General features: G+C 77.2%; 18 protein-coding genes and 1 riboswitch. Of the genes, 9 read left to right on the top strand and 9 right to left on the bottom strand.

Annotation, left to right across the window (positions count from 1 at the left end):
* Positions 1–43: 43 nt before the first annotated feature.
* Entirely contained in the window at positions 44–358 is a 315-nt protein-coding gene (locus ACRYR7_RS15300; protein WP_432572968.1) for a tetratricopeptide repeat protein, read from the bottom strand.
* A gap of 94 nt (positions 359–452) precedes the next feature.
* Between ACRYR7_RS15300 and ACRYR7_RS15295 the strand changes: the two genes are divergently transcribed.
* From ACRYR7_RS15295 to fmdA, 3 genes are all read left to right on the top strand, one after another.
* Positions 453–2,315: a putative bifunctional diguanylate cyclase/phosphodiesterase gene (locus ACRYR7_RS15295; RefSeq protein ID WP_432572967.1), complete on the top strand. Its 1,863-nt coding sequence runs from the start codon at positions 453–455 to the stop codon at positions 2,313–2,315.
* A gap of 135 nt (positions 2,316–2,450) precedes the next feature.
* Positions 2,451–2,735, top strand: a complete 285-nt coding sequence (locus ACRYR7_RS15290; protein WP_432572966.1) for a zinc ribbon domain-containing protein — start codon at positions 2,451–2,453, stop codon at positions 2,733–2,735.
* A 40-nt stretch (positions 2,736–2,775) separates the two neighbouring features.
* Positions 2,776–4,029, top strand: a complete 1,254-nt coding sequence (gene fmdA, locus ACRYR7_RS15285; protein WP_432572965.1) for a formamidase — start codon at positions 2,776–2,778, stop codon at positions 4,027–4,029.
* Positions 4,030–4,055: 26 nt separating this feature from the next.
* Here fmdA and ACRYR7_RS15280 read toward each other — a convergent pair whose 3' ends face one another.
* The 7 genes from ACRYR7_RS15280 to ACRYR7_RS15250 all read right to left on the bottom strand — a co-directional run bounded on the left by ACRYR7_RS15280 (position 4,056) and on the right by ACRYR7_RS15250 (position 14,750).
* Positions 4,056–9,788: a DUF7507 domain-containing protein gene (locus ACRYR7_RS15280; protein ID WP_432572964.1), complete on the bottom strand. Its 5,733-nt coding sequence runs from the start codon at positions 9,786–9,788 to the stop codon at positions 4,056–4,058.
* A gap of 147 nt (positions 9,789–9,935) precedes the next feature.
* Entirely contained in the window at positions 9,936–10,211 is a 276-nt protein-coding gene (locus tag ACRYR7_RS15275) for a hypothetical protein (RefSeq protein ID WP_432572963.1), read from the bottom strand.
* Between the two features lie 132 nt (positions 10,212–10,343).
* Positions 10,344–10,691, bottom strand: coding sequence for a metallopeptidase family protein (locus tag ACRYR7_RS15270; protein ID WP_432572970.1), 348 nt, complete (start codon positions 10,689–10,691; stop codon positions 10,344–10,346).
* Positions 10,692–10,735: 44 nt separating this feature from the next.
* Positions 10,736–10,912, bottom strand: a complete 177-nt coding sequence (locus ACRYR7_RS15265; RefSeq protein ID WP_432572962.1) for a CstA-like transporter-associated (seleno)protein — start codon at positions 10,910–10,912, stop codon at positions 10,736–10,738.
* Entirely contained in the window at positions 10,909–13,080 is a 2,172-nt protein-coding gene (locus ACRYR7_RS15260) for a carbon starvation CstA family protein (RefSeq protein WP_432572961.1), read from the bottom strand. The genes ACRYR7_RS15265 and ACRYR7_RS15260 overlap by 4 nt, the downstream gene beginning before the upstream one ends.
* A gap of 118 nt (positions 13,081–13,198) precedes the next feature.
* Positions 13,199–14,179, bottom strand: coding sequence for a methyl-accepting chemotaxis protein (locus tag ACRYR7_RS15255; RefSeq protein ID WP_432572960.1), 981 nt, complete (start codon positions 14,177–14,179; stop codon positions 13,199–13,201).
* A 1-nt stretch (position 14,180) separates the two neighbouring features.
* Positions 14,181–14,750 (bottom strand): PAS domain-containing protein, encoded by a 570-nt coding sequence (locus ACRYR7_RS15250; protein ID WP_432572959.1) that lies wholly within the window; start codon positions 14,748–14,750, stop codon positions 14,181–14,183.
* A gap of 171 nt (positions 14,751–14,921) precedes the next feature.
* On the opposite strand from ACRYR7_RS15250, the gene ACRYR7_RS15245 reads away from it, so the two are divergent.
* The 4 genes from ACRYR7_RS15245 to ACRYR7_RS15230 all read left to right on the top strand — a co-directional run bounded on the left by ACRYR7_RS15245 (position 14,922) and on the right by ACRYR7_RS15230 (position 19,831).
* Positions 14,922–17,216 (top strand): SDR family oxidoreductase, encoded by a 2,295-nt coding sequence (locus tag ACRYR7_RS15245; protein WP_432572958.1) that lies wholly within the window; start codon positions 14,922–14,924, stop codon positions 17,214–17,216.
* 123 nt (positions 17,217–17,339) lie between these two features.
* On the top strand, positions 17,340–18,134 hold the full coding sequence (locus ACRYR7_RS15240) for a lysophospholipid acyltransferase family protein (protein WP_432572957.1): 795 nt from the start codon (positions 17,340–17,342) through the stop codon (positions 18,132–18,134).
* Positions 18,135–18,341: 207 nt separating this feature from the next.
* A riboswitch (cyclic di-AMP (ydaO/yuaA leader) is annotated at positions 18,342–18,500 on the top strand.
* A 6-nt stretch (positions 18,501–18,506) separates the two neighbouring features.
* Entirely contained in the window at positions 18,507–19,214 is a 708-nt protein-coding gene (locus tag ACRYR7_RS15235) for a transglycosylase family protein (protein ID WP_432572956.1), read from the top strand.
* Between the two features lie 74 nt (positions 19,215–19,288).
* A complete protein-coding gene (locus ACRYR7_RS15230) occupies positions 19,289–19,831 on the top strand; it encodes a GNAT family N-acetyltransferase (protein WP_432572955.1) in 543 nt (180 codons plus the stop codon).
* A 91-nt stretch (positions 19,832–19,922) separates the two neighbouring features.
* Here the strand turns inward: ACRYR7_RS15230 and ACRYR7_RS15225 are convergent, their stop codons facing one another.
* Positions 19,923–20,525: a TrmH family RNA methyltransferase gene (locus ACRYR7_RS15225; protein ID WP_432572969.1), complete on the bottom strand. Its 603-nt coding sequence runs from the start codon at positions 20,523–20,525 to the stop codon at positions 19,923–19,925.
* A gap of 141 nt (positions 20,526–20,666) precedes the next feature.
* Here ACRYR7_RS15225 and ACRYR7_RS15220 point away from each other — a divergent pair, with 141 nt between their 5' ends.
* Both ACRYR7_RS15220 and ACRYR7_RS15215 read left to right on the top strand, forming a co-directional pair.
* Positions 20,667–21,548, top strand: coding sequence for a PhzF family phenazine biosynthesis protein (locus ACRYR7_RS15220; RefSeq protein ID WP_432572954.1), 882 nt, complete (start codon positions 20,667–20,669; stop codon positions 21,546–21,548).
* Between the two features lie 74 nt (positions 21,549–21,622).
* Positions 21,623–22,519: class II glutamine amidotransferase (locus ACRYR7_RS15215; protein ID WP_432572953.1), on the top strand; the 897-nt coding region annotated here is incomplete at its 3' end.

Genomic DNA, 22,519 nt, shown 5'->3' with positions numbered 1-22,519 from the left:
GCCGGCGCGCCGGCGGGGACCGCGGGGTCCGAGCGCGGGGGGCTCAGTCGTCGGCGCCGAGCACGTGCGCCATGACGCGGTGCCCGCGCGCCTCGGAGGTGCGGCTCTGCCGCTCCAGGCTGCGCGCCAGCAGCAGGTGCGCGTACCCGTCGGCGGGGGCCCGGCGCACCAGCTCGCGCGCCTGCGCCTCCGCCTTGCCGAGCATGGCGGCCCCGAAGTAGGAACGTGCGAGGAGCTCCCGCAGCGCACGGTCGTCGGGGTTGCGCTCCAGCAGCGGTTCGAGACCGGAGACCGCGTCGGTGTAGCGGCGCTCCTCGAACGCCGCTCGGGCCATCTCGAAGCTCAGGAGGTCGATCATCACGCGCTCTGCAACCCCGCGCGCCGACGGCCGATTCCGCCACCCGGGTGGGGGACCCTCAAGCACCGCGCCGGACGGGTCGAGGCACCCCCTCGTGACGTGGACGGGGACGGCGCGCCGGGCCCTGCGGAGCGCGGCGGGCGGGGTGCTGCCCGAGGGGCGGCGGCTGCCGGGACCCGTGTGGCAGCGGCGCCACCACGTCCTGATCGCCATCGCGCTCGTCCAGGCCGCCGCCCTCGTGCCCGTGGGGCTGGCGCTGGGCAACGGCACCGCGCACGTCCTCGGCCTCGTCGCCCTGGTCCTCGCACCGCTGCCCGCCGCGCTGCCGCGGCGCTTCGGGCGCGCGGCCACCTCCGCCGCCGCCACCGCCAGCCTCTTCGCCGCCTCCGCGGTCCTGGTCGACCTCACCGGCGGCCTCATCGAGGCGCACTTCCACTTCTTCGTCGTCGTCGGCGTCGTCGCGCTCTACCAGGACTGGGTGCCCTTCGGCGTCGGCCTGGGCATCGTCGTCCTGCACCACGGCGTGCTCGGCACCCTCTTCCCGCACAGCGTCTACGCCCACCACCACGCCGTGGAGGACCCCTGGCGCTGGACGCTCGTGCACGCCGGCTTCGTCCTGGCCGCCAGCTGCGCCCACCTGGCCTCCTGGCGCCTGAACGAGCAGCAGGGCCTGCACGACCCCCTCACCGGCCTGGCCAACCGCACCCAGCTCGGGGAGGTCATCGACCGCGCCCTGTCCCGCGGCGGGCCCACAGCCGTGGTGCTGCTCGACCTGGACGGGTTCAAGAGCGTCAACGACGTGCGCGGCACCACCGCCGGCGACGAGGTCCTGCGCACCGTCGCCCACCGGCTGCTCGCCGGCGCGCGGGCCGGCGACCGCGTGGCCCGCCTGGAGGGCGACGAGTTCGCCGTCGTGCTCACCGGCGCCGACGCCACCGCCACCGCCGCCGCCGGCGCCGCCGAGCGCTTCCTCGCCGCCGTCCGCGAGCCCGTCACCGTGCGCGGGCAGCAGCTCGCCCTGCAGGCCAGCGCCGGCGTCGCCGACAGCGCCACCCTGGGCGCCACCGGCACCACCGAGCTGCTGCTGCGCAACGCCGAGCTGGCGGTGCAGCAGGCCAAGGCGCGCGGCGGGGACCGCGCCGTCACCTACGCCGAGGCGATGGGGCGGGCCGCCGCCGAGCGCGCGCACCTGCGCGAGGACCTCAACGGCGTCGTCGAGCGCGGCGAGCTGGAGGTGCACTACCAGGCCACCGTGGAGCTGCGCAGCGGCACCACCGAGGGCTTCGAGGCGCTGCTGCGCTGGCACCACCCGCAGCGCGGCACCGTCTCGCCGCTGGAGTTCGTGCCGCTCGCCGAGAGCAGCGGCGCGATCGTCGGGATCGGCGCGTGGGTGCTGCGCACCGCCACCGAGCAGGCCGCGCGGTGGTCCCGCGAGCACGGCCGCCCCGTGACCGTCGGCGTGAACCTCTCCGCCGTGCAGCTCGCCGACGACGAGGTCGTCGACGTGGTCGCCGCCGCGCTGCGCGAGTCCGGCCTGCCGCCGCAGCAGCTCACCCTGGAGATCACCGAGAGCCTGCTCGTCGACGACCTCACCGGCACCGCCGCGCGCCTGCAGAAGCTGCGCGAGCTCGGCGCGCGCATCGCCATCGACGACTTCGGCACCGGCTACTCCAGCCTGTCCTACCTGCGCCACCTGCCCGTCGACATCGTCAAGGTCGACCGCTCCTTCGTCGGCGACCTCGCCGGCGGCGGCTCGGCCACCACGCTCGTGGCCACGATCGTGGAACTGGCCCGCAGCCTCGGCCTGGACGTCATCGCCGAGGGCGTGGAGACCGAGCAGCAGGCCGGCGCCCTGCGGGCCCTGAACTGCGGCCTGGCCCAGGGGTACCTGTACGCGCGGCCGCTCAGCGCGGCGGAGGTCTCGCTGAGCGCGCCGGCGCGGGCGGCCACCGGCTGACGTCCGCGCCGGCCGGGTCCGCGCCCGGCGAGGAACCCGGCCCGCGAGGAACCCGGCCCGGGAAACCCTTGACGCGCTCCTCGGTCCGCGAGAAAGATCACGGCCACGCGGGTTCCGGTCGTCCGGGGAGGCGTCGTGGCGCAGTACCAGTACCGCTGTCCGCAGGACGGCCTGCTCGAGGTGGACCGCCCCATGGGCACGGCCCCGGCGGAGATGACGTGCCCGGACTGCGCGGGCCCGGCGAAGCGCTCCTTCACGGGCCCGATGGTGTCGTTCGCCTCCCGCGCCCGGGTGCGGGCGATCGAGGGCACCGAGAGCTCGCGCGACGAACCCCGGGTGGTCGCGGCACCGCCCGCACCGGCCCGGCCGCGGCGCACCGCGCCGGCGGACCCAGCGCTGCGGCGGCTGCCCCGCCCCTGAGGCGGTGCGCGCGCGGCGGACACCGGACTGAGGAGGCGACGTGCCCGAGGTGGTCTTCCCGCTGGACTCCACGAAGCGGTTCACCGACCAGGCGCTGGTCGGGCACAACCGCTGGCACCCCGACATCCCCGCGCAGGTCCACGTGCGGCCGGGCACGTCGTTCCGGGTGCACTGCCGGGAGTGGTTCGACGGGGCCGTGCGCAACGACGACTCCGCCGACGACATCAGGGACGCGCCGCTGTCCACGGTGCACGTGCTCAGCGGCCCGATCGCCGTGGAGGGCGCCCGCCCCGGCGACCTGCTGGTCGTCGACATCCTCGACGTGGGGCCGATCCCGCAGGAGGACTCCGGGCCGCTGGCCGGGCAGGGGTGGGGGTACACGGGGATCTTCGCCACGCGCAACGGCGGCGGCTTCCTCACGGAGCAGTTCCCGGACGCCTACAAGGCGGTGTGGGACTTCCAGGGGCAGACCGCAACGTCGCGGCACGTGCCGGGGGTGTCGTTCACCGGGATCGTGCACCCGGGCCTGATGGGCACCGCGCCGTCGGCGGAGCTGCTGGCCCGGTGGAACCGGCGGGAGGGAGCGCTCATCGCGACCGCCCCGGACCGGGTGCCGCCGCTGGCGCTGCCGCCGCTGGCGCAGGACGCGGTCCTGGGGTCCTTGACGGGCCCGGAGTTCGACCGGGTCGCCGCCGAGGCCGCCCGCACGGCGCCGCCGCGGGAGAACGGCGGGAACCAGGACATCAAGAACCTCACGAAGGGCTCGCGCGTCTTCTACCCGGTGTTCGTCGACGGGGCGAACCTGTCGGTGGGCGACCTGCACTTCTCCCAGGGGGACGGGGAGATCACCTTCTGCGGGGCGATCGAGATGGGCGGGTTCATCGACCTGCACGTCGACGTCGTCCGCGGCGGCATGGAGACGTACGGCGTCACCGAGAACGCGGTCTTCCTGCCGGGCGGCACCGACCCGCGCTACGAGCAGTGGCTGGCGTTCTCGGGGACCTCGGTCACCCTCGACGACGAGCAGCGCTACCTGGACCCGTACCTGGCGTACCAGCGCGCGTGCCTGCACGCCATCGACTACCTGACGAAGTTCGGGTGGACCCCGGAGCAGGCGTACGTGATCCTCGGGGCGGCGCCGATCGAGGGCAGGCTCTCGGGCGTGGTGGACATCCCCAACGCGTGCGCGACCGTCTACCTGCCGACGGCGATCTTCGACGTGGACGTGCGCCCCTCCCCCGGCGGCCCGGCGCGCGTCGACCCGGGCCGCGGGGTGCCGCGCTCGGGGTTCTGAGCGCGGCACCGCCGCGGGACCGGTGGTCAGCGGGTGCGGCGGCGCCCCGCGCGCAGGGCGAGCAGGCCGGCGGCCACCAGGAGCAGGCCGGCCCCGAGCGCGGCGAGGGTCTCGCTGCCGGTGCGGGCCAGGGCGCCGGGTCGAGGGGTGTCCCGGTGACCGGCGGTGCCGCCCGCCGTGGACCGCGCGGGAGGCGTGGACGGCGCTGCCGGCGTCCCGGTGGTGGGACGCGGGCCCGTCGCGGTGCTCCCGCCCGTGCCGGTGCCGCCGGCGGTCCCGGTCCCCCCGCTGGAGCCGCCGCCGGTCGAGCCGGTCCCGCCGCTGCCCGTGCCGCCGGGGCCGGTCCCGCCCGTGCCGGTCCCCCCGGCTCCCGGACCACCCGTGCCGGTCCCGCCGGGACCGCCGGTCCCCGGGCCGCCCGTGCCACCGCCACCGCCACCGCCACCGGTGCCGGGGTCGCCCGGCGTGAGCGAGGAGGTGGCCGTCCCCCCGGCCCCGCCGCGCGGGCCGGCGGCGACGACGGAGGCGACGTCGTCGCGCGCGCCGGCCGCGGCGTCCTCGGCGGTGAGCACGTAGGTGCCGCTGACGCAGGTCGCCGACGCGCCGGGGGCCAGGGCCGTGCGCGGGCAGGTCACCGGCGCGGGCAGGCCGGTGACCGCGGGGTCGGTGAGCGTGACGTTGCCGGTGTTGGTGACCGACACCCGCCACCGCAGGGTCTCGCCGGCGTCGAAGGCGCCGTCGCGGTCGGCGTCGTCCCAGGCGACGCTCTGCTCGGCCGCCAGCGCGGGGGCCGCCGCGACGACGGGCACCGGGTCGGAGACGGGACCGAACGACAGCGCCGAGGCCGCGCCGGGGGCCCGGCCCCGCACGCGCGCGCGGTTGACGACGTCGGCCCCGGCGTCGACGTCGGCCTGGGTGACGAGGTGGGCGCCCAGCGAGGTGCAGGTCATCGAGGTGCCCGCGTCCAGGGCCGTGCGCGGGCAGGTCACCGCGCCGACCAGGTCGTCGGCGACGTCGACGTCCGTCACGGCGAGCTCGCCGTCGTTGACGACGAGGTAGGTGTAGCGCACGGTGCCGCCGGCGCCCAGGGCCACCGGGGGCACCGGGGCGGCGGAGAGCGCGCGCACCGACGCCCCGGGCGGGGCGACCGGCCCGGCGGGGGCGGGCAGGGCGGTGGTGGTCAGGGTGAGCGAGGCGCGCGGCGCGGCGGGCGGTTCGGCGACGTCCACCGCCACGGAGGCGGAGTCGTCGCCGGCGCCGGGGTCGGTGCTCGCGGTGGAGGTCACCGCGGCGGTGGTGGTGGCGCGGCCCGCGCCGGTGGCCGTGCCCACCAGGTCCAGGGCGGCGCCGTCGCCGGGGGCCAGCGGCGGCAGGCGCCACTCGCCGGTGGCGGGGTCGAAGGAGCCCGCGGTGGCGGTGCCCGCGGTGAGGCGCGTGCCGCCGGCGGTGCTCAGGCGCACCACCGCGTCCGCGGCCGCGGACGGGCCGGCGTTGACGACCTCGGCGCGCAGGCGGACCTCCCCGCCGCGCAGCACGCCGGGGGTGGTGGTGCCGAGGGCGAGGCCCAGGTCGGCGACGCGGCGCACCGGGACGGCGGCTGTGGCGGTGTCGTTCGCGGGGTCGGGGTCCGGGGAGGCGGCGGTGACGGTCGCGGTGCGGGTCAGGGAGGCCGCGGTGGACGTCGCGGGCAGCACCGTGCTGAGCACGACGTCCCAGGTGCGCCCGGCGGGCAGCACCTCCAGGGTGCAGTCGACGGTGCCGCCGCCGGCGGTCAGGCCCTCGCCGGTGACGTCCCCGTGGAAGGCGCACGAGCCGAGGGAGGCGCCGGCGGCGGGCACCGGCTGCCCGGCGGGCACCGGCAGGCGCAGCGTCAGGCCCTCGGCGCGGGTGGGCCCGCGGTCGGTGACGGAGGTGCGCGACTCCAGGGCTCCGCCCGCGACGACGTCGCCGCCGCCGGGGCCGGTGACGGCGTGGGTGAGGGCCAGGTCCGCCGACAGCAGCACGTCGAAGTCGAACGCGTCGGTGTTGTCCGAGCGGTCGGGGTCGGGGGTCGGGGAGACGACGGTCGTGCCGGCGCGCCCGCGCCCGGCCTGCACGTCCGCGCCGAACTCCGCGGTGCCCGTGATGGTGACGACGCCGTCGGCGAGGGTCAGGGGGTCGTCGGCGGTGCCGGGCACGTGCGGGGCCAGGGCGGGCAGGGTGCAGGCGGTGGGCGTGCAGAGCGTGCTCGCGGGCCGCACGACCCGCACGCCCGGCGGCACCGCGGTGCCGAAGGAGACGCCGGTGGCCGTGGAGGGGCCGTGGTTGGTGACGACCAGCGTGAAGGGCACGGAGTCCCCGGGGTGCGCCGTGGCCCGGTCGGCGCGCAGGTCCACGGAGACGTCGGCCAGGGCGCTCCCGCCGGAGCTGACGGTGGCGGTGTTGCCGGCGGGGTCCGGGTCGGGCGTGGCGGCGCTGACGGACACGGCGGCGTCCACCGCGCCGTCGCCCGCGGGGTCCAGCCGCACCCGGAGGTCCACCACCGCGCCAGCGCCGGGGGCGAGGTCGGGCAGGGTGCACTCCACGGCGCCGGGCGAGGTCGGCGCGCACGCCCCGCCGGGGGCGTCGGCGGAGACGAGCGCGGAGCCGTGCGCCAGCGGGACGGAGAGCACGACGCCGCGGGCCAGCGCCGGGCCGGCGCTGGTGACGGTCGCGGTGTAGGTGACGACGCCCCCGGCGACGGGGTCCGGGGAGTGCGCCAGCGCGACGGCGAGGTCGGCGGAGGCGGTGACCGCGTCGGAGACCGAGGCGGTGTTGCCGGCGGTGTCGGGGTCCTGCGCGGCGGCGGCCAGGGAGGCGGTGAGGGACTGCCGGGTGCCGGGGGCGGTGTCGGCGGGCACGGTCCCGGTCAGGGCGAGGGTGCGCTGCTGCCCGGGCGCCAGGGTGCCCAGGTCGCAGGTGACGGCGCCGGCGGCGGTGGTGCAGGTGCCGCCGGGCACGTGCGCGGTGACGTCGGCGAGGCCGGCGGGCAGCCGCACGCCCAGGGTCGCCGCGGGCGCGGCGCTGGGGCCGGCGTTGGCGGCGGTGGCGGTGTACGCCACGGCCCCGCCGGCGGTGACGGGGCCGCCGGTGCGGGTGAGGGTGGTGGACAGGTCGGCGCGCCGCACGACGGGGGTGCTGGTGGTGGCGGTGCCGTCGCCGGGGTGGGGGTCCGGGGAGGCGGAGGTCAGCTCCGTGGTGCGGGTGAACGCGCCCTCGGGGTGGTCGGCCGGCAGGACGGCGTCGAGCACGACGTCCCAGGTGGCGCCGGCGGGCAGGGCGTCCAGGGTGCAGACGAGGGTGCCGGCGGCGCCGGTCACGCCCGCGGCGGCGGTGCCGGCGAAGGTGCACGAGCCGGCGCCCGCGGTGGCCGCGGGGACCGGCTGCCCGGCGGGCACGGCCTGGCGCAGGGTCAGGCCCTCGGCGCGGGTGGGACCGGCGTTGGTGGCGGTCAGGGTGGTGCGCACGGGCTCGCCGGCCACGAGGTCGCCGCCGCCGGGGGCGCCGACGGCCTGCGCCAGGGCCAGGTCGGACTCCAGGACGAACTCGAAGTCGACGGTGTCGGTGTTGCCGGAGCGGTCCGGGTCGTCGGTGGGCGAGACGACCGTGGTGGTGGCCCGGTGCCGGCCCGCCTGGGCGTCGGGGCCGACGACGGCGTCGCCGGTGAGCGTGACGGCGGCGCCGGCGGGCAGCGCCGGCAGGGTGCAGGCGGTGGGCGTGCAGTACGGGCTGGGGGCGCGCACGACGCTCACCCCGGCGGGCACGACGGTGTTGAACGACACGTTCGTGGCCGTCGACGGGCCGTCGTTGCGCACGACGAGGGTGAACGGCACGGTCTGCCCGGGGCGGGCGGTGGCCGAGGCCAGGGACAGCTCGACGCCCAGGTCGGCGCGGGTGCTGCCGGCGGAGGCGACGGCGGCGTGGTTGTCGGCGGTGTCGGGGTCGGGGGTGGCCGCGGTGACGGACACCGCGTTGTCCACCGCGCCGCCGCCGCCGGGCGAGAGCCCCACCACGAGCGTGGCGGTGGCGACCTCGCCGGGGGCCAGGTCGGGCACGGTGCACTCCACGGCGCCGGTCCCGGTCGCCACCGGTGCGCAGGGGCCGGTGGCGCCGCCGGTGGTGGTGACGCCCCCGGAGCGGTGGGTGGAGCCGGTGAGCAGCGGGTCGGACAGCACGACGCCGCGCGCGGTGGAGGGCCCGTCGTTGACGACGGTGGCGGTGTAGGTGACGTCGGCGCCGGCGACCGGGTCCGGGGAGTGCGCCAGCGCGACGGCGAGGTCGGCGGAGGCGGTGACGGAGCCGGTGGCCGAGGCCGTGGCGTCGGTGGGCGTCGGGTCGTGCAGGGCGCTGCTCGCGGCGACGGGGACCGTCAGCGGGGTGCCGGGCTGCGCGTCGGCGGGCACGTCGCCGGTGAGGGTGGCGGTGCCCGCCGCGCCGGGCGCGAGGTCGCCCAGGGCGCAGGTGGCGGTGCCGGCCGCGACGGGGCAGGGGCCGCCGGGACCGGTCACCGCGACGCCGGTCAGGCCCGCGGGCACCTGCACGGCCAGGCGGGCCGCGGTGGCGGTCTGCGGGCCGGAGGCGGTGGCGGTGGCCTCGAAGCGCACCGGCAGGCCGGCGACCGGGGTGCCGGAGACCAGCCGCGCGGCGGCGCTGAGGTCGGCCGCGGCGGCGACGGGGTGGGTGAGGGTGTTCGAGGTGGACGTCGACCGGGTGCCGGAGAGCGGGTCGGTGGAGGTGGTCGCGGCGTCGTCGACCAGGGTCGTCGTGGCGGCGGAGCGCTCCACGCGCACCTGGTAGGACAGCGCGCGGCTCTCCCCCGCCGGGATCGCCCCGCCCGCGCTCGCGCCGGCGCCGTCGCCCACGCGCAGCGCCACGGTGCGGGTGGCCGCGTCGTAGCCGCCGGCGTCGTCGCCGGCGGCGTCGGTCACCGCGGTGGCGGTGGTGCCGTTGAGCGCCCTGATCGAGCCGGGCACGAACGCGGTGCCGGCGGGCAGCTCGTCGGTGACGACGCTGCCCTGGGCGGGGTTCCCCCCGCCGTTGGCGGCGGTGACCGTGTAGGTGAGCACGTCGCCCACGTCGACGGGCGTGCCGGCGGCGGGGGCGGCGGTGGCGGTCGTCACCACGCAGGCGCCCGTGCCGAAGGAGATGCTGTCGAGGAAGTTGCCCTCGACGACCTTGCCGGCGGCGCGCAGGGCCTTGAACCCGAAGCGGGTGGTGGTCTGGCCGGCGGGCACGGTGTAGGTGCCGGAGTGGGTGCCCCAGGCGGTGTTGCCGTCGCTGAGCTCGCCCTGGCCGACCTGGGGGCCGCCGGGGGCGCCGATCTCGACCTGCATCGTGTCCACGCCCTTGCGGCCGCGGTGCTGCAGCTGCCAGCGCAGCGTCTGGCCGGGCACGGTGGCCACCTCCTGGTACAGGGTGGAGGCCTGCGTGGCGTTCAGCTCGGCGTACTGGCTGCCGGAGCCGGGGACGATCTGCTGGTACGGGTGGCGCCAGATCTCGATGAGGCGGTCGGTGGCGCTGGTGCGCCAGCCGGGCACCTGGTCCTCGGGGCGCTGCTGCCAGTTGTCGCTGGGCACGACGGGCTGCTCGAAGCCGCCGTTGACGAGGGCGACGGAGGCGCTGCACGCCGCCGGGGACTGCGCCGCCGCGGCCGGGGGCGCGGGCAGCGCGGGCACGGCCGCGAGCGCGGCTCCCGCCAGGAGCGCGGCGGTGCCCGCCGCGGCGGCCCGACCGCCCGCCACCGCGCGCCACCACCGCTTCCAGCCAGTGCCCGTGCCGGCCACCGCGCCACCCCCGCTGCTCGAGGTGGCCGCACGGCCACGGGGACGGCGTCGGCGCGCGCGGCGCCCGCCTTGAGCGCCCGCTGCTCCGTCCGGGTTGCGGGCGCCTCAGCCCAGCGGCGCGGGCGCCGCCCGGCGGGCCGGGTCGTGCAGGGACAGCCCGGTGATGGACTCGCACAGGTGCGGCAGGGTGTCCAGGACCTGCTCGGCGACCTCCAGGGGCACCGCGGTGGGCGCCAGGATGGTCACCGTCAGCCGGCCGCGGGTGCTGGGGCCCTGCGACACGAAGCAGCCGGGCACCGCGGCGGCGATGCCGGTCAGGAAGCCGTTGAGCTCCCGGACACCGATCGGCTTGATCGTGTCGATGGCCAGGACGGTCTTCATCGTTCTCCTCGGGGCGTCGTTCCGGTGCTCACCCACCAGCCATCGGCGCCGCGCGAGGGGGACCGCACCGCCGCCGCGCATCTGTCCCGGATCGGAGCAAGGGCTGGCCCGTCCGGGTGGCGGGGGCCCCGCTCAGGCCCAGCCGAGCTCGTGCAGGCGCTCGTCGTCGATGCCGAAGTGGTGGGCCACCTCGTGCACGACGGTCACGCGCACCTCCTGCACGACCTGCTCGCGGTCGCGGCAGACGGCCAGGGTGGGGCGGCGGAAGACGGTGATGCGGTCCGGCAGCGCGCCGGCGGCCCACCAGGTGCCCCGCTCGGTGAGCGGGGTCCCCTCGTACAGCCCGAGCAGGTCCGGCGGGAACCCCTCGGGCGGGTCGTCCTCGACGAGGACGACGACGTTGTCCATCGCCCGCGCGAGCTGCTCGGGGATCTCGTCGAGGGCGTCGGCGACGGCCTCCTCGAACTCCGCGGTTCCCATCTCGACCACGGCGCGATCCTCGCAGCCGCCGGGCGCCGCGGCGCTCAGCAGCAGCGGGAGGAGACCGCGCCGGCGCGGGCGTCGGCGCGGCGGCGCTCGAACTCGCGCCGGGTCAGCGGCCGGTGGCCGTGCTCGGCGGCCGAGCGCAGGTGCTCCTCCCAGCGGTCGGTGCCGTCGATCTGGCGCGCGCACCAGCGCAGCCCGCGCAGCAGGGCCCTCACCGCACGGCCTCCTCGCCGGCGGTGGCCAGCTCGCGCTTCTCCTCGGCGGTGGCGAACAGCCCGGCCGGCTCGCGCAGGCGCGAGGGCACCGCGGGCACCTCGGTGGTGGGCAGCGACCCGGCGCGCAGGGCGCGGGCGACGACGACGGCGGCGTTGAGCGCCACGACGATCACGAGCAGCGCGAAGACGGACTGCAGGACGCCGTTGACGGTGGAGTTGGTGACGACCTGCTGCATCTGCCCGGCGTCCTTCGCCGCCCCCAGCAGCTCCCCGGCGGCGCGGGCCTCGCGGTACAGGTCGGCCTGGGCGAAGTAGCCGATGGCGGGGTTGTCGGAGAACACCTTCTGCCAGCTCGCGGTCATGGTGACCACGAGGTCCCAGGCCAGCGGGACGCCGGTCACCCAGGCGTGGCGGGCTCGGCCGTGCTTGATGAGCAGCGTGGTGGCCAGGGTCAGGGCGATGGCGGCCAGGAGCTGGTTGGCGATGCCGAACAGCGGGAAGAGCTGGTTCACCCCGCCCAGGGGGTCGGTGACGCCGGCGTAGAGGAAGTAGCCCCACGCGGCGACGACGACGGCGCTGGCCAGCAGGTTGCCCGGGCGCCAGGACAGGTCCCCGAAGCGCTTCCAGACGTTGCCGACCGTGTCCTGGAGCATGAAGCGGCCCACGCGGGTGCCGGCGTCGACGGCGGTGAGGATGAACAGCGCCTCGAACATGATCGCGAAGTGGTACCAGAACGCCTGCAGGCCGCCGCCGAAGGCGCTGTGGAAGATCTGCGAGATGCCCAGCGCCAGGGTCGGCGCCCCGCCGGTGCGGGAGATGATCTCCTCCTCCACGGCCTGGGAGGTGGCGGTGAGGGTCTCCGGCGCGGTGGTGACGCCGATGCCGGCGAGGAACTGCGAGGCGGACTCGGCGGTGCCGCCGGTGGCGCCGGCCGGGGAGTTCATCGCGAAGTACACGCCCTGGTCGATGACGGAGGCGGCGATGAGGGCGCTGATGGCGACGAAGCTCTCCATGAGCATGCCGCCGTAGCCGATGAGGCGGACCTGGCGCTCCTTGGCGACCATCTTCGGGGTGGTGCCCGAGGCGATGAGGGCGTGGAACCCGGACAGGGCGCCGCAGGCGATGGTGATGAAGACGAACGGGAACAGCGAGCCGGCGAACACCGGCCCGTTCCCCTCGCGGGCGAAGGACGTCACCGCGTCGTTGGCCAGGACGGGCCGGGCGATGAGCAGGCTGACGGCCAGCAGGACGATGACGCCGACCTTCATGAACGTCGACAGGTAGTCGCGCGGGGTCAGCAGCAGCCACACCGGCAGCACGGAGGCGACGAACCCGTACGCCACCAGGGCCAGCACGAGCGTCTCCTTGCTCAGCGTCAGGCTGCCGGCCAGGCCGAGCTGCTCGACGTAGCCGCCGCCGACGATCGCGGCCAGCAGCAGCACGACGCCGATGCCGGTGGCCTCCAGGACGCGGCCGGGGCGCAGGTAGCGCAGGTACAGGCCCATGAAGAGGGCGATGGGGATCGTCAGGGCGATGGAGAACACGCCCCAGGGGGACTCGGCCAGGGCGTTGACGACGATGAGCGCCAGCACCGCCAGGATGATGATCATGATGGCGAACACGGCGACCAGGGCGGCGGCGCCGCCGACCGGGCCGATCTCCTCGCGCACCATCTGCCCCAGGCTCTTGCCGTCGCGGCGCATCGAGAAGAACAGCACCGTCAGGTCCTGCACGGCCCCGGCGAAGATCACGCCGACGACGATCCAGATCGTGCCGGGCAGGTAGCCCATCTGCGCGGCGAGCACGGGGCCGACCAGCGGCCCGGCGCCGGCGATGGCGGCGAAGTGGTGCCCGAACAGCACCCGCCGGTCGGTGACCTCGTAGTCCACGCCGTTGTGCAGGCGCTCGGCGGGGGTGGCGCGCGCGTCGTCCGCGCGCAGCACCCGGTACGTGAGGAACCGGGCGTAGAAGCGGTAGGCGATCGCGTACGAGGCCAGCGCGGCGAACAGGATCCACAGCGCGTTGACGGACTCCCCGCGCGCCAGCGCGAGCACCGTCCAGGCGGTGGCGCCGACCAGGGCCACCAGCGTCCAGACGAGGACCGAGCGCGGGCCCGGCCTCCTGCGGCGGCGGCTGGTGTCCTCGGGACTGGGCACGGCAGTGGACACGGCCGCCTCCTCGCGGTTCGTCCGGCTGGTTCGGCCCGATCATCACCGCACCGGTCGCGCCCTGTCACCCCGACGCGCCCACCGGTCCCGCCCTCCCCGGGGCGGGACCGGTGGGGCCTCAGCCGCGCAGGCCGGCGAGGAAGCCGTCGATCTTGGTGCGCAGCTCCTCGGCCAGGCGGGACAGGCCCGTGACGTCCTGCGCGCCGCCCCAGTTGCCGCCGCCGTCCACGGCGGCGCGCACGCCGTCCACCAGGCCGTTCATCTCGGCCACGGTGGAGCTGATGCCGGTGATCGCCTGCACGGCGCCCTGCGCCTGGGCGCGGATGCTGGCCACCTGCTGCGAGACCTGCTCGGTGGCGCGGCCGGTCTGGTCGGCCAGCTCCTTGACCTCGGCGGCCACGACCGCGAAGCCGCGCCCGGCCTCGCCGGCGCGGGCGGACTCGATGGTCGCGTTGAGGGCGAGCAGGCGGGTCTGGTCGGCGATGCTGTTGATGACGGAGACGACCTGCTGGATCTCCTCGGAGGCCTGGGTGAGCGCCTGCATGGTCACCGACGCCTGGTCCGCCTCGACGCTGGCGGCCGAGGCGGCCGTCGACAGGCCCTGCGCGGAGGCGCTGAGCTCGGTGGAGGCGGTGGCGACCTGCTGGGCGACGCCGAGGACGTCGGCCTCGAAGGTGTCGGCGAGGACCAGGCGCGAGTCGGCGGCGGCGGCGATGCTGCGCGCGTCGCGCTGCATGCTGGCGCGCCCGCCGTCGATGCTGGCGGCGCTGGCGCGGTAGGCGCCGCGCAGGCCGCCCAGCAGCAGGCGGCGGTGGTAGCGGCCCTCGGCGGCGGAGCTGAGGACCGCGCCGGCCTCGCGCACGAAGGCGTCGGAGACGTCCAGGGCCCGGTTGACGCTCTGCGCCACCGCGGCCAGCTCCGGCACGGCCTCCGAGCCGGGCACGCCGGCCACGCGCGCCTCGGAGTCGCCGGCGGCGGCGGCCTCGCACACGCGGGAGACCTGCTCGACCAGGGCCTTGTACAGGGCCAGCTCGGCGGCGTCGCCGCCGGTGGACCGGCCGGAGCGGCCGAAGAGGCCTCGCTTGGCGCTGGTGCTCATCTCAGGCCTCCACGTCGGGGATCAGGGACCACACGAACTCGTCGTAGTCGACGCCGCGCTCGGCCAGGCGGCGCTTCAGCAGGGCGCTGCCGGCCTCGGCGGCGGCGCGGCCGGAACCGGCGCGGGACTCCTCCGCGAGCAGCTCGCGGTACAGCGGCTTGATCGCCTCCACGCCGGCGGGGGCGGGGCGGCGGCGGCTGGAGTGGTAGCCGACGATCTTGCCGCTCGCGCCGAGGGAGGGCGTGACGTGCGCCAGCACCCAGTAGTTGGCGCCGTCGGCGGCGAGGTTGTTGACGTAGGCGAACAGCTCCTTGCCGGAGCCGACGGTGTCCCACAGCAGCTTGAAGACGGCGCGGGGCATGTCGGGGTGCCGGATGAGGTTGTGCGGCTGCCCGATGACCTCGTGCAGCTCGTAGGCGCCGACGCGGCAGAAGACGTCGTTGGCGTAGGTGATGATGCCGCGGGTGTCCGTCTTGGAGACGATCAGCTCGTCCGCCCCGAAGGTCCGCTCCTGACCGGTCGGGCGCACGGCCTGCCGGGCCGGGCGCGAGGTGCTCGTCGCGCTCGCCATGGTGACTCCCTCGCTCGGCAGCTCCCCTGTTCGGCTGCACCTCCCTAGCCATCGGCGCCACGGAGGGCTACTTGAGCGGGCGCCGCGCCCCTCGACCGGGGGACGGCGCCGGGTGCGCCGGGCGGGTCCGGGGCGTCCGGGGATCCCCCGCGGTCGTGGCAGGATCGCCCGGTGCGATTGGCTGAGCAGCTCGACGGCAAGCGCCTCCTCCTGACCGGTGTGACCGGCTTCATCGGCGAGGCGCTGCTGCAGCGGGTCCTGGTGGACCTGCCGGGGACGACCGTGGTCGCGCTGGTGCGGCCCAAGCCGGGCCAGAGCGGCGAGGACCGCATGCGCTCGCTGCTGCGGAAGGCGATCTTCACGGCGGCCGGGGACCCCGACGACCTGCTGAAGACGCGCGTGGAGGTCCTGGAGGGCGACCTGGCGGACGTGCCGGAGCTGCCCGGCGGGCTCGACGCCGTCGTGCACTGCGCCGGCGACGTCTCCTTCGACCCGCTGGTGCAGGACGCCTTCACCACCAACGTGCTGGGCACGAAGTCGCTGGTGGACCGGGTGCTGGCGGCCACCCGCCCCGAGCGGCCCGTGCACTACGTGCACGTGTCCACCGCCTACGTCGGCGGCCGCCGCCGCGGCGCGGTGCCCGAGCGGGCCGTGGACCACGAGGTGGACTGGCGCACCGAGCTGCAGCACGGCCTGCGCCTGGCCGAGCGCATCGAGGAGGACTCGCGCCTGGACGCGCAGCTGCGCGAGTTCCTGCGCGCCGCCGAGCGCGACCACGGCCGCGCCGGGCCGCTGACGGTGGCCGCCGACGCCGAGCGCCGCCGCGTGGAGTGGGTCGCCGAGCAGCAGAAGGCCGCCGGCAAGGAGCGCGCCCGCACCCTGGGCTGGACGGACTGCTACACGTTCACCAAGGCGATGGGCGAGCGCTTCGTCGAGGAGGTCGCCGCCCCGGTGGTGCCGACGACGATCCTGCGCCCGAGCATCGTGGAGTCCGCGCTGGTCCACCCGCACCCGGGCTGGATCGAGGGCTTCAAGATGGCCGAGCCGATCATCCTGGCCTACGGCAAGGGCGAGCTGACCGAGTTCCCCGCCGCCCCGGACTCCGTGCTCGACGTCGTGCCGATCGACCACGTCGTCAACGCGATCCTCAAGGCCGCCGCGACGCCGCCGCCGCTGTCGCGCCCGGCGTACTACCACGTCTCCTCCGGCGCCCGGAACCCGATCACGTTCCGCGAGCTGTACGAGCACGTGCGCGCCTACTTCACCGAGCACCCCTTCGACTCCTCCCCCGAGGTCATGCCGACCTGGCAGTTCCCGGGGCAGAACAAGGTCGAGCGCAAGGTCCGCGCCGGGGAGCTGCTGACCGGCGTCGGCAACCGCGCGCTGGCGCTGGCCCCGCGCTCGGAGCGGGTCCGCGCGGCCTCGCGCAAGCTCGACGCCGCCCGCCGCCAGGTGGAGTTCGCCCGCCGCTACATGGACCTGTACAAGGCGTACACGGAGGCGGAGCTGCGCTTCGTCGACGACAACACCCTGGCGCTGCACCGCTCGCTGGACCCCGCCGACGTGGAGCTGTGGGGCTTCGACACCGCGGTGGTGGACTGGAAGGCGTACTGGCGCGACACCCACTGCCCCAGCGTGACCGGGCAGATGCGCAAGTACGAGGAGATCCGCCGGCGCCGCAAGGCCGCCGAGGCCGCCTCCGGCCCGCGCGAGCTGCGGCCGGTGGCCGAGGGCGCCGCGCCGGTGCTGGCGGTGTTCGACCTGGCCGGCACGCTGCTGCCGGGCACCGTGGTGGACACCTACCTGACGCTGCGCCTGTCGCAGCTGGACGCGCCGGCGCGGGTGGCGGAGTTCGCGCGCGTGGTGCGGCACCTGCCGGGCTGGATCGCCGCCGAGCGCCGCGACCGCGGCAGCTTCCTGCGCTCGCTGTTCCGCGGCTACGCCGGCGTGGACCTGGACGCCCTGGAGGCGTACGTCGACGACGTCTTCGCGCCGCGGTTCCTGCAGCAGGTCTCCTCCGACGCGCTGCGGCGCATCCAGGCGCACCGCGAGGCCGGGCACCGCACGATCCTCATGACGGGCGACGTGCGCCTGGTGACGCGCCCGCTGGCGGGGCTGTTCGACGAGGTCGTGTGCACGGACCTGCAGGAGGAGGCCGGCCCCGGCGGGCACCGGCGCGCCACCGGGTTCCTCACCTCGCCCCCGCTGGTCGGGGAGTCGCGCGCGGCGTGGCTGCGCCGCTACGCGGAGGTGCAGGGCGCGGACCTGTCCGCCAGCTACGCCTACGCCGACTCGCACCCGGACCTGCCACTGCTGAGGGCCGTGGGCAACCCCACGGCCGTCTCCCCGGACGTGGCGCTGTTCCGGGTGGCGCGCGGCTCGCGCTGGCCGGTGGCGGACTGGGCGGCCTCCTCCCCCGCGCGGCGGCTGCGGGTGCCGCAGCAGGTGCTCGCCGGCACGGACTGACCCCGCCCGGCCGCCCGGCGGCGCGGTGCTGCCGGGCGGTCCGCGCGGGGCGTGGGAGGATGCCGGGGTGCGCCCGTCACGAACCCCGAACGCGCCCGGAGCCGTGCGCGAGGAGGTCCCCTCATGACGATGCTCGTGGGTGAGGACGGCCCCGGCCGGCTGGTCCGGGCCTTCCCGCTGGCCCGGCGCCGCCGCTCGGCGGGGTCGGCGGCCGGGGGCGGCGCGGGCGCGCCGGGCGGTCCCGGCGGCGGCGGCCCGCGCAAGGTCCACCGCAACGACTGGGTGCGCTCCCGGCCCGCCTCGGCGGTGCGCGCGGGGCTGCAGCGGGCGCTGCTGACCCCGCTGATGAGGGCCGAGGTGCGCATCGAGGTGCGCGGCGCGGAGGTGCTGGACGCCCTCGGCGGCCCGGCCGTGATCGTGGCGAACCACTCCTCGCACCTGGACACCCCGGTGCTGCTGGAGGCGCTGGGCCCGCGCCGCCGCCGGCGCGTGGCGGTGGCCGCGGCGGCGGACTACTTCTTCGACGTGTGGTGGCGCTCGGCCCCCTCGGGGCTGGTGATCGGCACCTTCCCGCTGGACCGGCGCGGCGGGCCGGGGGCCAACGCCTCCTCGCGGCTGCTGGCCGACGGCTGGAGCCTGGTGATCTTCCCCGAGGGCGGGCGCAGCTACACCGGCGAGATGCGCCCGTTCAAGAAGGGCGCGGCGTACCTGGCGCTGGAGGCCGGGGTGCCGGTGGTGCCGGTGGCGCTGCGGGGCACGTTCGAGGCGATGCCGCCGCGGCAGAACTGGCCCACGAAGGGCCGCCCGCGCATCGGCGTGACGTTCGGCGAGCCGCTGCACGGCAAGCCCGGCGAGCGCGCGGGGGACTTCACCCCGCGCATCGAGGAGGCCGTGGCCAAGCTGCTCGCCAACAGCTGAGCAGCCCGCCCCGCCGGGTCCGCCACGCCGTGCGCGGCCGTGAGGTTCGTCACACCGGCACGGGATCCACCGCACGGGGACGGGCTCCGCGGGGTCGCGGCGGCGACGTGGTGGTGTACGCCGGGCCTCCCTCTTGTTACGGTCGGCACGCTGCCGAAGCCTTTCGGGAGCCCGTCGCGAGGACCACGCCGAGTCCTGCCCACCGCGCGCCGGAACATGATCACCGGGCAGGAGCGGGGGACCCATGGTTCCTCGGACGTCCGTCGCGCTCCGGCGCGGTGGTGTCCTCGGGGTGAAGCCGCCCGCGGGCGGCCGGGTCAACAACCTTCGACCCGAACCCGACAGCTCACCTCGCAGGCGTTGGAGGTCTCGATGTCTGCGTCGTCCCGTCCTGCCCGCACGCCCGCGCGCCACCGCGCCCTGACCGCGCCGTCGCGCTTCGTGCGCCGCGGCCTGCTCGCCACCGCCGCCGCCGGCGCGGCCGGTGCCGCCCTCCTGGCCCCCGCCACCAGCGCCTCCGCGGCCCCGGTGTCCGAGTGGGACCGCCTCGCCCAGTGCGAGTCCGGCGGGCGCTGGAACATCAACACCGGCAACGGCTACTACGGCGGCCTGCAGTTCAGCCCGCGCACCTGGACCGGCTTCGGCGGCGGGCAGTTCGCCCCCCGCGCGGACCTGGCCACCCGCGAGCAGCAGATCGTCACCGCCGAGCGCGTGCTGGCCCGGCAGGGCTGGCGCGCCTGGCCGTCCTGCTCGCGCAAGCTGGGCCTGCGCGGCGCGGCCGACCCGGTGGGCATGGAGCAGGCGCTGCTGCACCCGGCCCCCGCGCCGGCTCCCGCCCCGGCCCCCGCGCCCGCCCCGGCCCCCGCGCCCGCCCCGGCCCCCGCGCCCGAGCCGGTCGTCCACGCGGCGCCCGCCCCGGCCGCGCGCACCTACGTGGTGCGCCCGGGCGACACCCTGTACCGCATCGCGGTGAACAACCGCGTCGCCGGCGGCTACCAGAACCTCTGGAACGCCAACCGCGCCCTCATCGGCGACAACCCGGCGCGCATCGTCGTGGGCACGGTCCTGGTCCTGCCCTGACCCCTCCCGCACCGCTCACCGCGGCCCCGGCGCACCCCGCGCCGGGGCCGCGGTGCGTGCGGCACGATCGGGGGGTGGACGTCCCCGCGGAGCTGAGCGTCGTGCACACCGCGGACCTGGGCGAGCGGCGGCGGCGCGAGCTGCGCGCCCTGCTCGACGCCGCGTTCGAGGGGCAGGCCACCGACGAGGACCTGCGCCACGCCCTGGGCGGCCTGCACGTGCTGGCGCTGGAGGGCGACCGGCTCGTCGGGCACGCCTCCCTCGTGCAGCGCCACCTGCTCGCCGGCAGGCGCCTCGTGCGCGCCGGCTACGTCGAGGCCGTCGCCGTGGACGCCGCGCACCGCCGGCGCGGCCTGGGCTCGGCGCTGATGGGCGTCGTGGAGGACCTCGCCGCCCGCGCCCACGAGGCCGCCTTCCTCAGCGCCTCCCCCGACGGGGCGCGGCTGTACCGCTCGCGCGGCTGGCGCGTGTGGCGCGGGCCCTCCGGCGTGCTGACCCCCGAGGGGGTGCGGGCCACCCCGGACGACGACGGCGGCCTGCACGTGCACGACCCGGCCGGCGCCCGGGACGTCACCGTGCCGCTGCTGGCCGACTGGCGCGAGGGCGACGTGTGGTGAGCCGAGCGCGCCGAGCGGTGCCGCTCCGGCCGGGCCGCCGCCGCGGCCGGGGAGCGGCGGGCCGTGCTGCTCGGCGGGGGCGCGCCGCGCGTCAGGGCCGCTGGTCGAAGACGTGCCGGCGCACCCAGGCGTGCACCGCCACGGCCGCCGCCGCGCCGACGTTGAGCGAGCGGGTGGAGCCGAACTGGGCGATCGCCAGCACGTCCGTGCAGCGCGCCACCGCCTCGTCCGTCAGGCCCGGGCCCTCCTGCCCGAACAGCAGCACGCACGCGCGCGGCAGGTCGTACGTCTCCAGCGGCACCGAGCCGTCGACGTTGTCGATCCCCACCAGCGGCAGGCCGCGCTGCGCGGCCCAGTCCGCCAGCGCGGCGACGTCGGCGTGGTGGTGCACGCTGAGGTAGCGGTCGGTGACCATGGCGCCGCGGCGGTTCCACCGCCTGCGGCCCACCACGTGGGCGCCGGCGGCGTTGACGGCGTTGGCGGTGCGCACCACGGAGCCGATGTTGGCGTCGTGCTGCCAGTTCTCGACGGCGACGTGCAGGGGGTTCCGCCGCGTGTCGAGGTCGGCGACGATGGCGGCGTTCGACCAGTACCGGTAGGCGTCGACGACGTTGCGGCGGTCGCCCTCGCGCAGCAGCTCGGGGTCGTAGCGGGGGTCGTCGGGCCAGGGCCCCTCCCAGGGGCCGACGCCCACGACGCGCTGCGGCTCGTGCGGCTCGCCCTGCTCGCCCGGGTCCCGCTGCTCGTGCGCGCCGCCCGGCGCGCGTCCCCCCTCGCTGACCGGCACCGGGCCATCCTGGCAGCCCCCGTCAGCCCGTCCCGCCGAGGAGCGCCCGTGCCCCGCCCCCGCCCGTTCGCCCAGGTCGACGTCTTCTCCGCGGTGCCGTACCGGGGCAACCCGGTGGCGGTGGTGCTGGACGCGCAGGGCCTGGAGACGGAGGCCATGCAGCGCTTCGCGGCGTGGACGAACCTGTCGGAGACCACGTTCGTGCTGCCGCCGCGGGACCCGGGGGCGGACTACCGGCTGCGGATCTTCACCCCCGGGGGCGAGCTGCCCTTCGCCGGGCACCCCACGCTGGGCTCCGCGCACGCCTGGCTGGGCGCCGGCGGCACCCCCCGCACGGCCGGGACGGTGGTGCAGGAGTGCGGGGCGGGCCTGGTGCCGGTGCGCGTCGACACCGCGGACGCGGACGGGGCGGAGGGCGCGGAGGGCGCGGAGGGCGTCGCGCTGAGCTTCCGCGCCCCGGACCTGGTGCGCAGCGGTCCGCTGGAGGAGGAGCTCGTGCAGCGCCTGGCCGGCGCGGCGGGCCTGCGGCGCGAGGACGTGCTGGACCACCAGTGGGTGGACAACGGTCCCGGCTGGGCGGCGCTGCGGCTGGCCTCGGCGCAGGCGGTGCTGGACGCGGAGGTGGACGCGCGCGCCCTGGGCGGGGTGCCGCTGGGGCTGGTGGGCGCCCACCCGCGCGGCGCGCCGCAGCAGGTGGAGGTGCGCGCCTTCGTGCCCGACCTGGGGGTGCCGGAGGACCCGGTGACCGGCAGCCTCAACGCGGGCCTGGCGCAGTGGCTGACCGGCACCGGGGTGCTGCCGCCGGACTACACCGCCGCGCAGGGCGCCCGGGTGGGCCGCGCCGGGGTGGTGCGGGTGCGCACGCTGGAGGGGCGGGTGTGGGTGGGCGGGCGCAGCACCACCTGTGTCGGGGGTGAGGTGCACCTTTGAGGGCGGGGGGCGGTTCAGCCGCCCCGCCCGGACGCCGATGCTCCTCACCAGCCCGTCCGTCCCAGGAGGTCCCCGTGTGCCGGCTCCTCGCCCTCGCCGCCCCGCGCCCCACCACGCTGGCGCAGGTGCTCGGCCCCGAGCAGCTCGCGGCCTTCCGCGGCCTGTCGGGCCTGCACGCCGACGGCTGGGGCACCGCCTGGCTGGAGGGCGGCGAGGTGCGCCGCGTGCGCGACGCCCTGCCGGTGCAGCGCTCCCGGCACGGCTCGACGGCGCTGGCGGAGCGGGCGAGCACCGCGCGCCTGGTGCACCTGCGGCTGGCGACCTCGGGCATGACGGTGGGGCACGACAACAGCCACCCCTTCCTGCACGAGGGCCTGGCCTTCGCCCACAACGGCTCGGTGCCCTCGGTGCCGCTGCTGGAGTCGATGGTGGGCGCCCGGCACCTGGCGGACGTGCGCGGCACCACCGACAGCGAGCGGATCTTCGCGCTGGTTCGCCGGCACGCCGACGACGGCGCCGACCTGACCGGCGCGGCCGCGGCGGCGACGCTGCAGCTGCGCGAGGCGTTCCCCGCCGCGAGCCTGAACGCGGTGCTGCTCAGCGCGGACGAGCTGGTGGTGGTGCACGCCAGCGAGGCGGCGCCGGTGCCGATGGAGGACCTGCTGGCCGGCGGCCTGGCGCCGGCGGACCTGCCCCTGGACCACGCCGAGGCGTACTACCGGATGAGCTGGCTGCGCCGCCCGGACGGGGCGGTGGTGTTCACCTCCGCCGGCATCGACACCACGGGCTGGACGCCGCTGCCGCCGGCCTCGGTCACGACGGTGCGCCTGGACACCCTGGAGGTGCGCACGCGCGAGCTGGCCGGGGGGGGGGGGGGGGGGGGGGGGGGGGGGGGGGGGGGGGGGGGGGGGGGGGGGGGGGGCGGGGGGGGGGGGCGGCGGCGGCGGGGGCGGGGGGGACCGCGGCACCCG

It is taken from the genome of Kineococcus gurbantunggutensis (assembly GCF_050871925.1).
Lineage (GTDB): Bacteria > Actinomycetota > Actinomycetes > Actinomycetales > Kineococcaceae > Kineococcus.
Note: the sequence above shows the minus strand (reverse complement) of the source record. Positions and strands in the feature narration are given on the sequence as shown.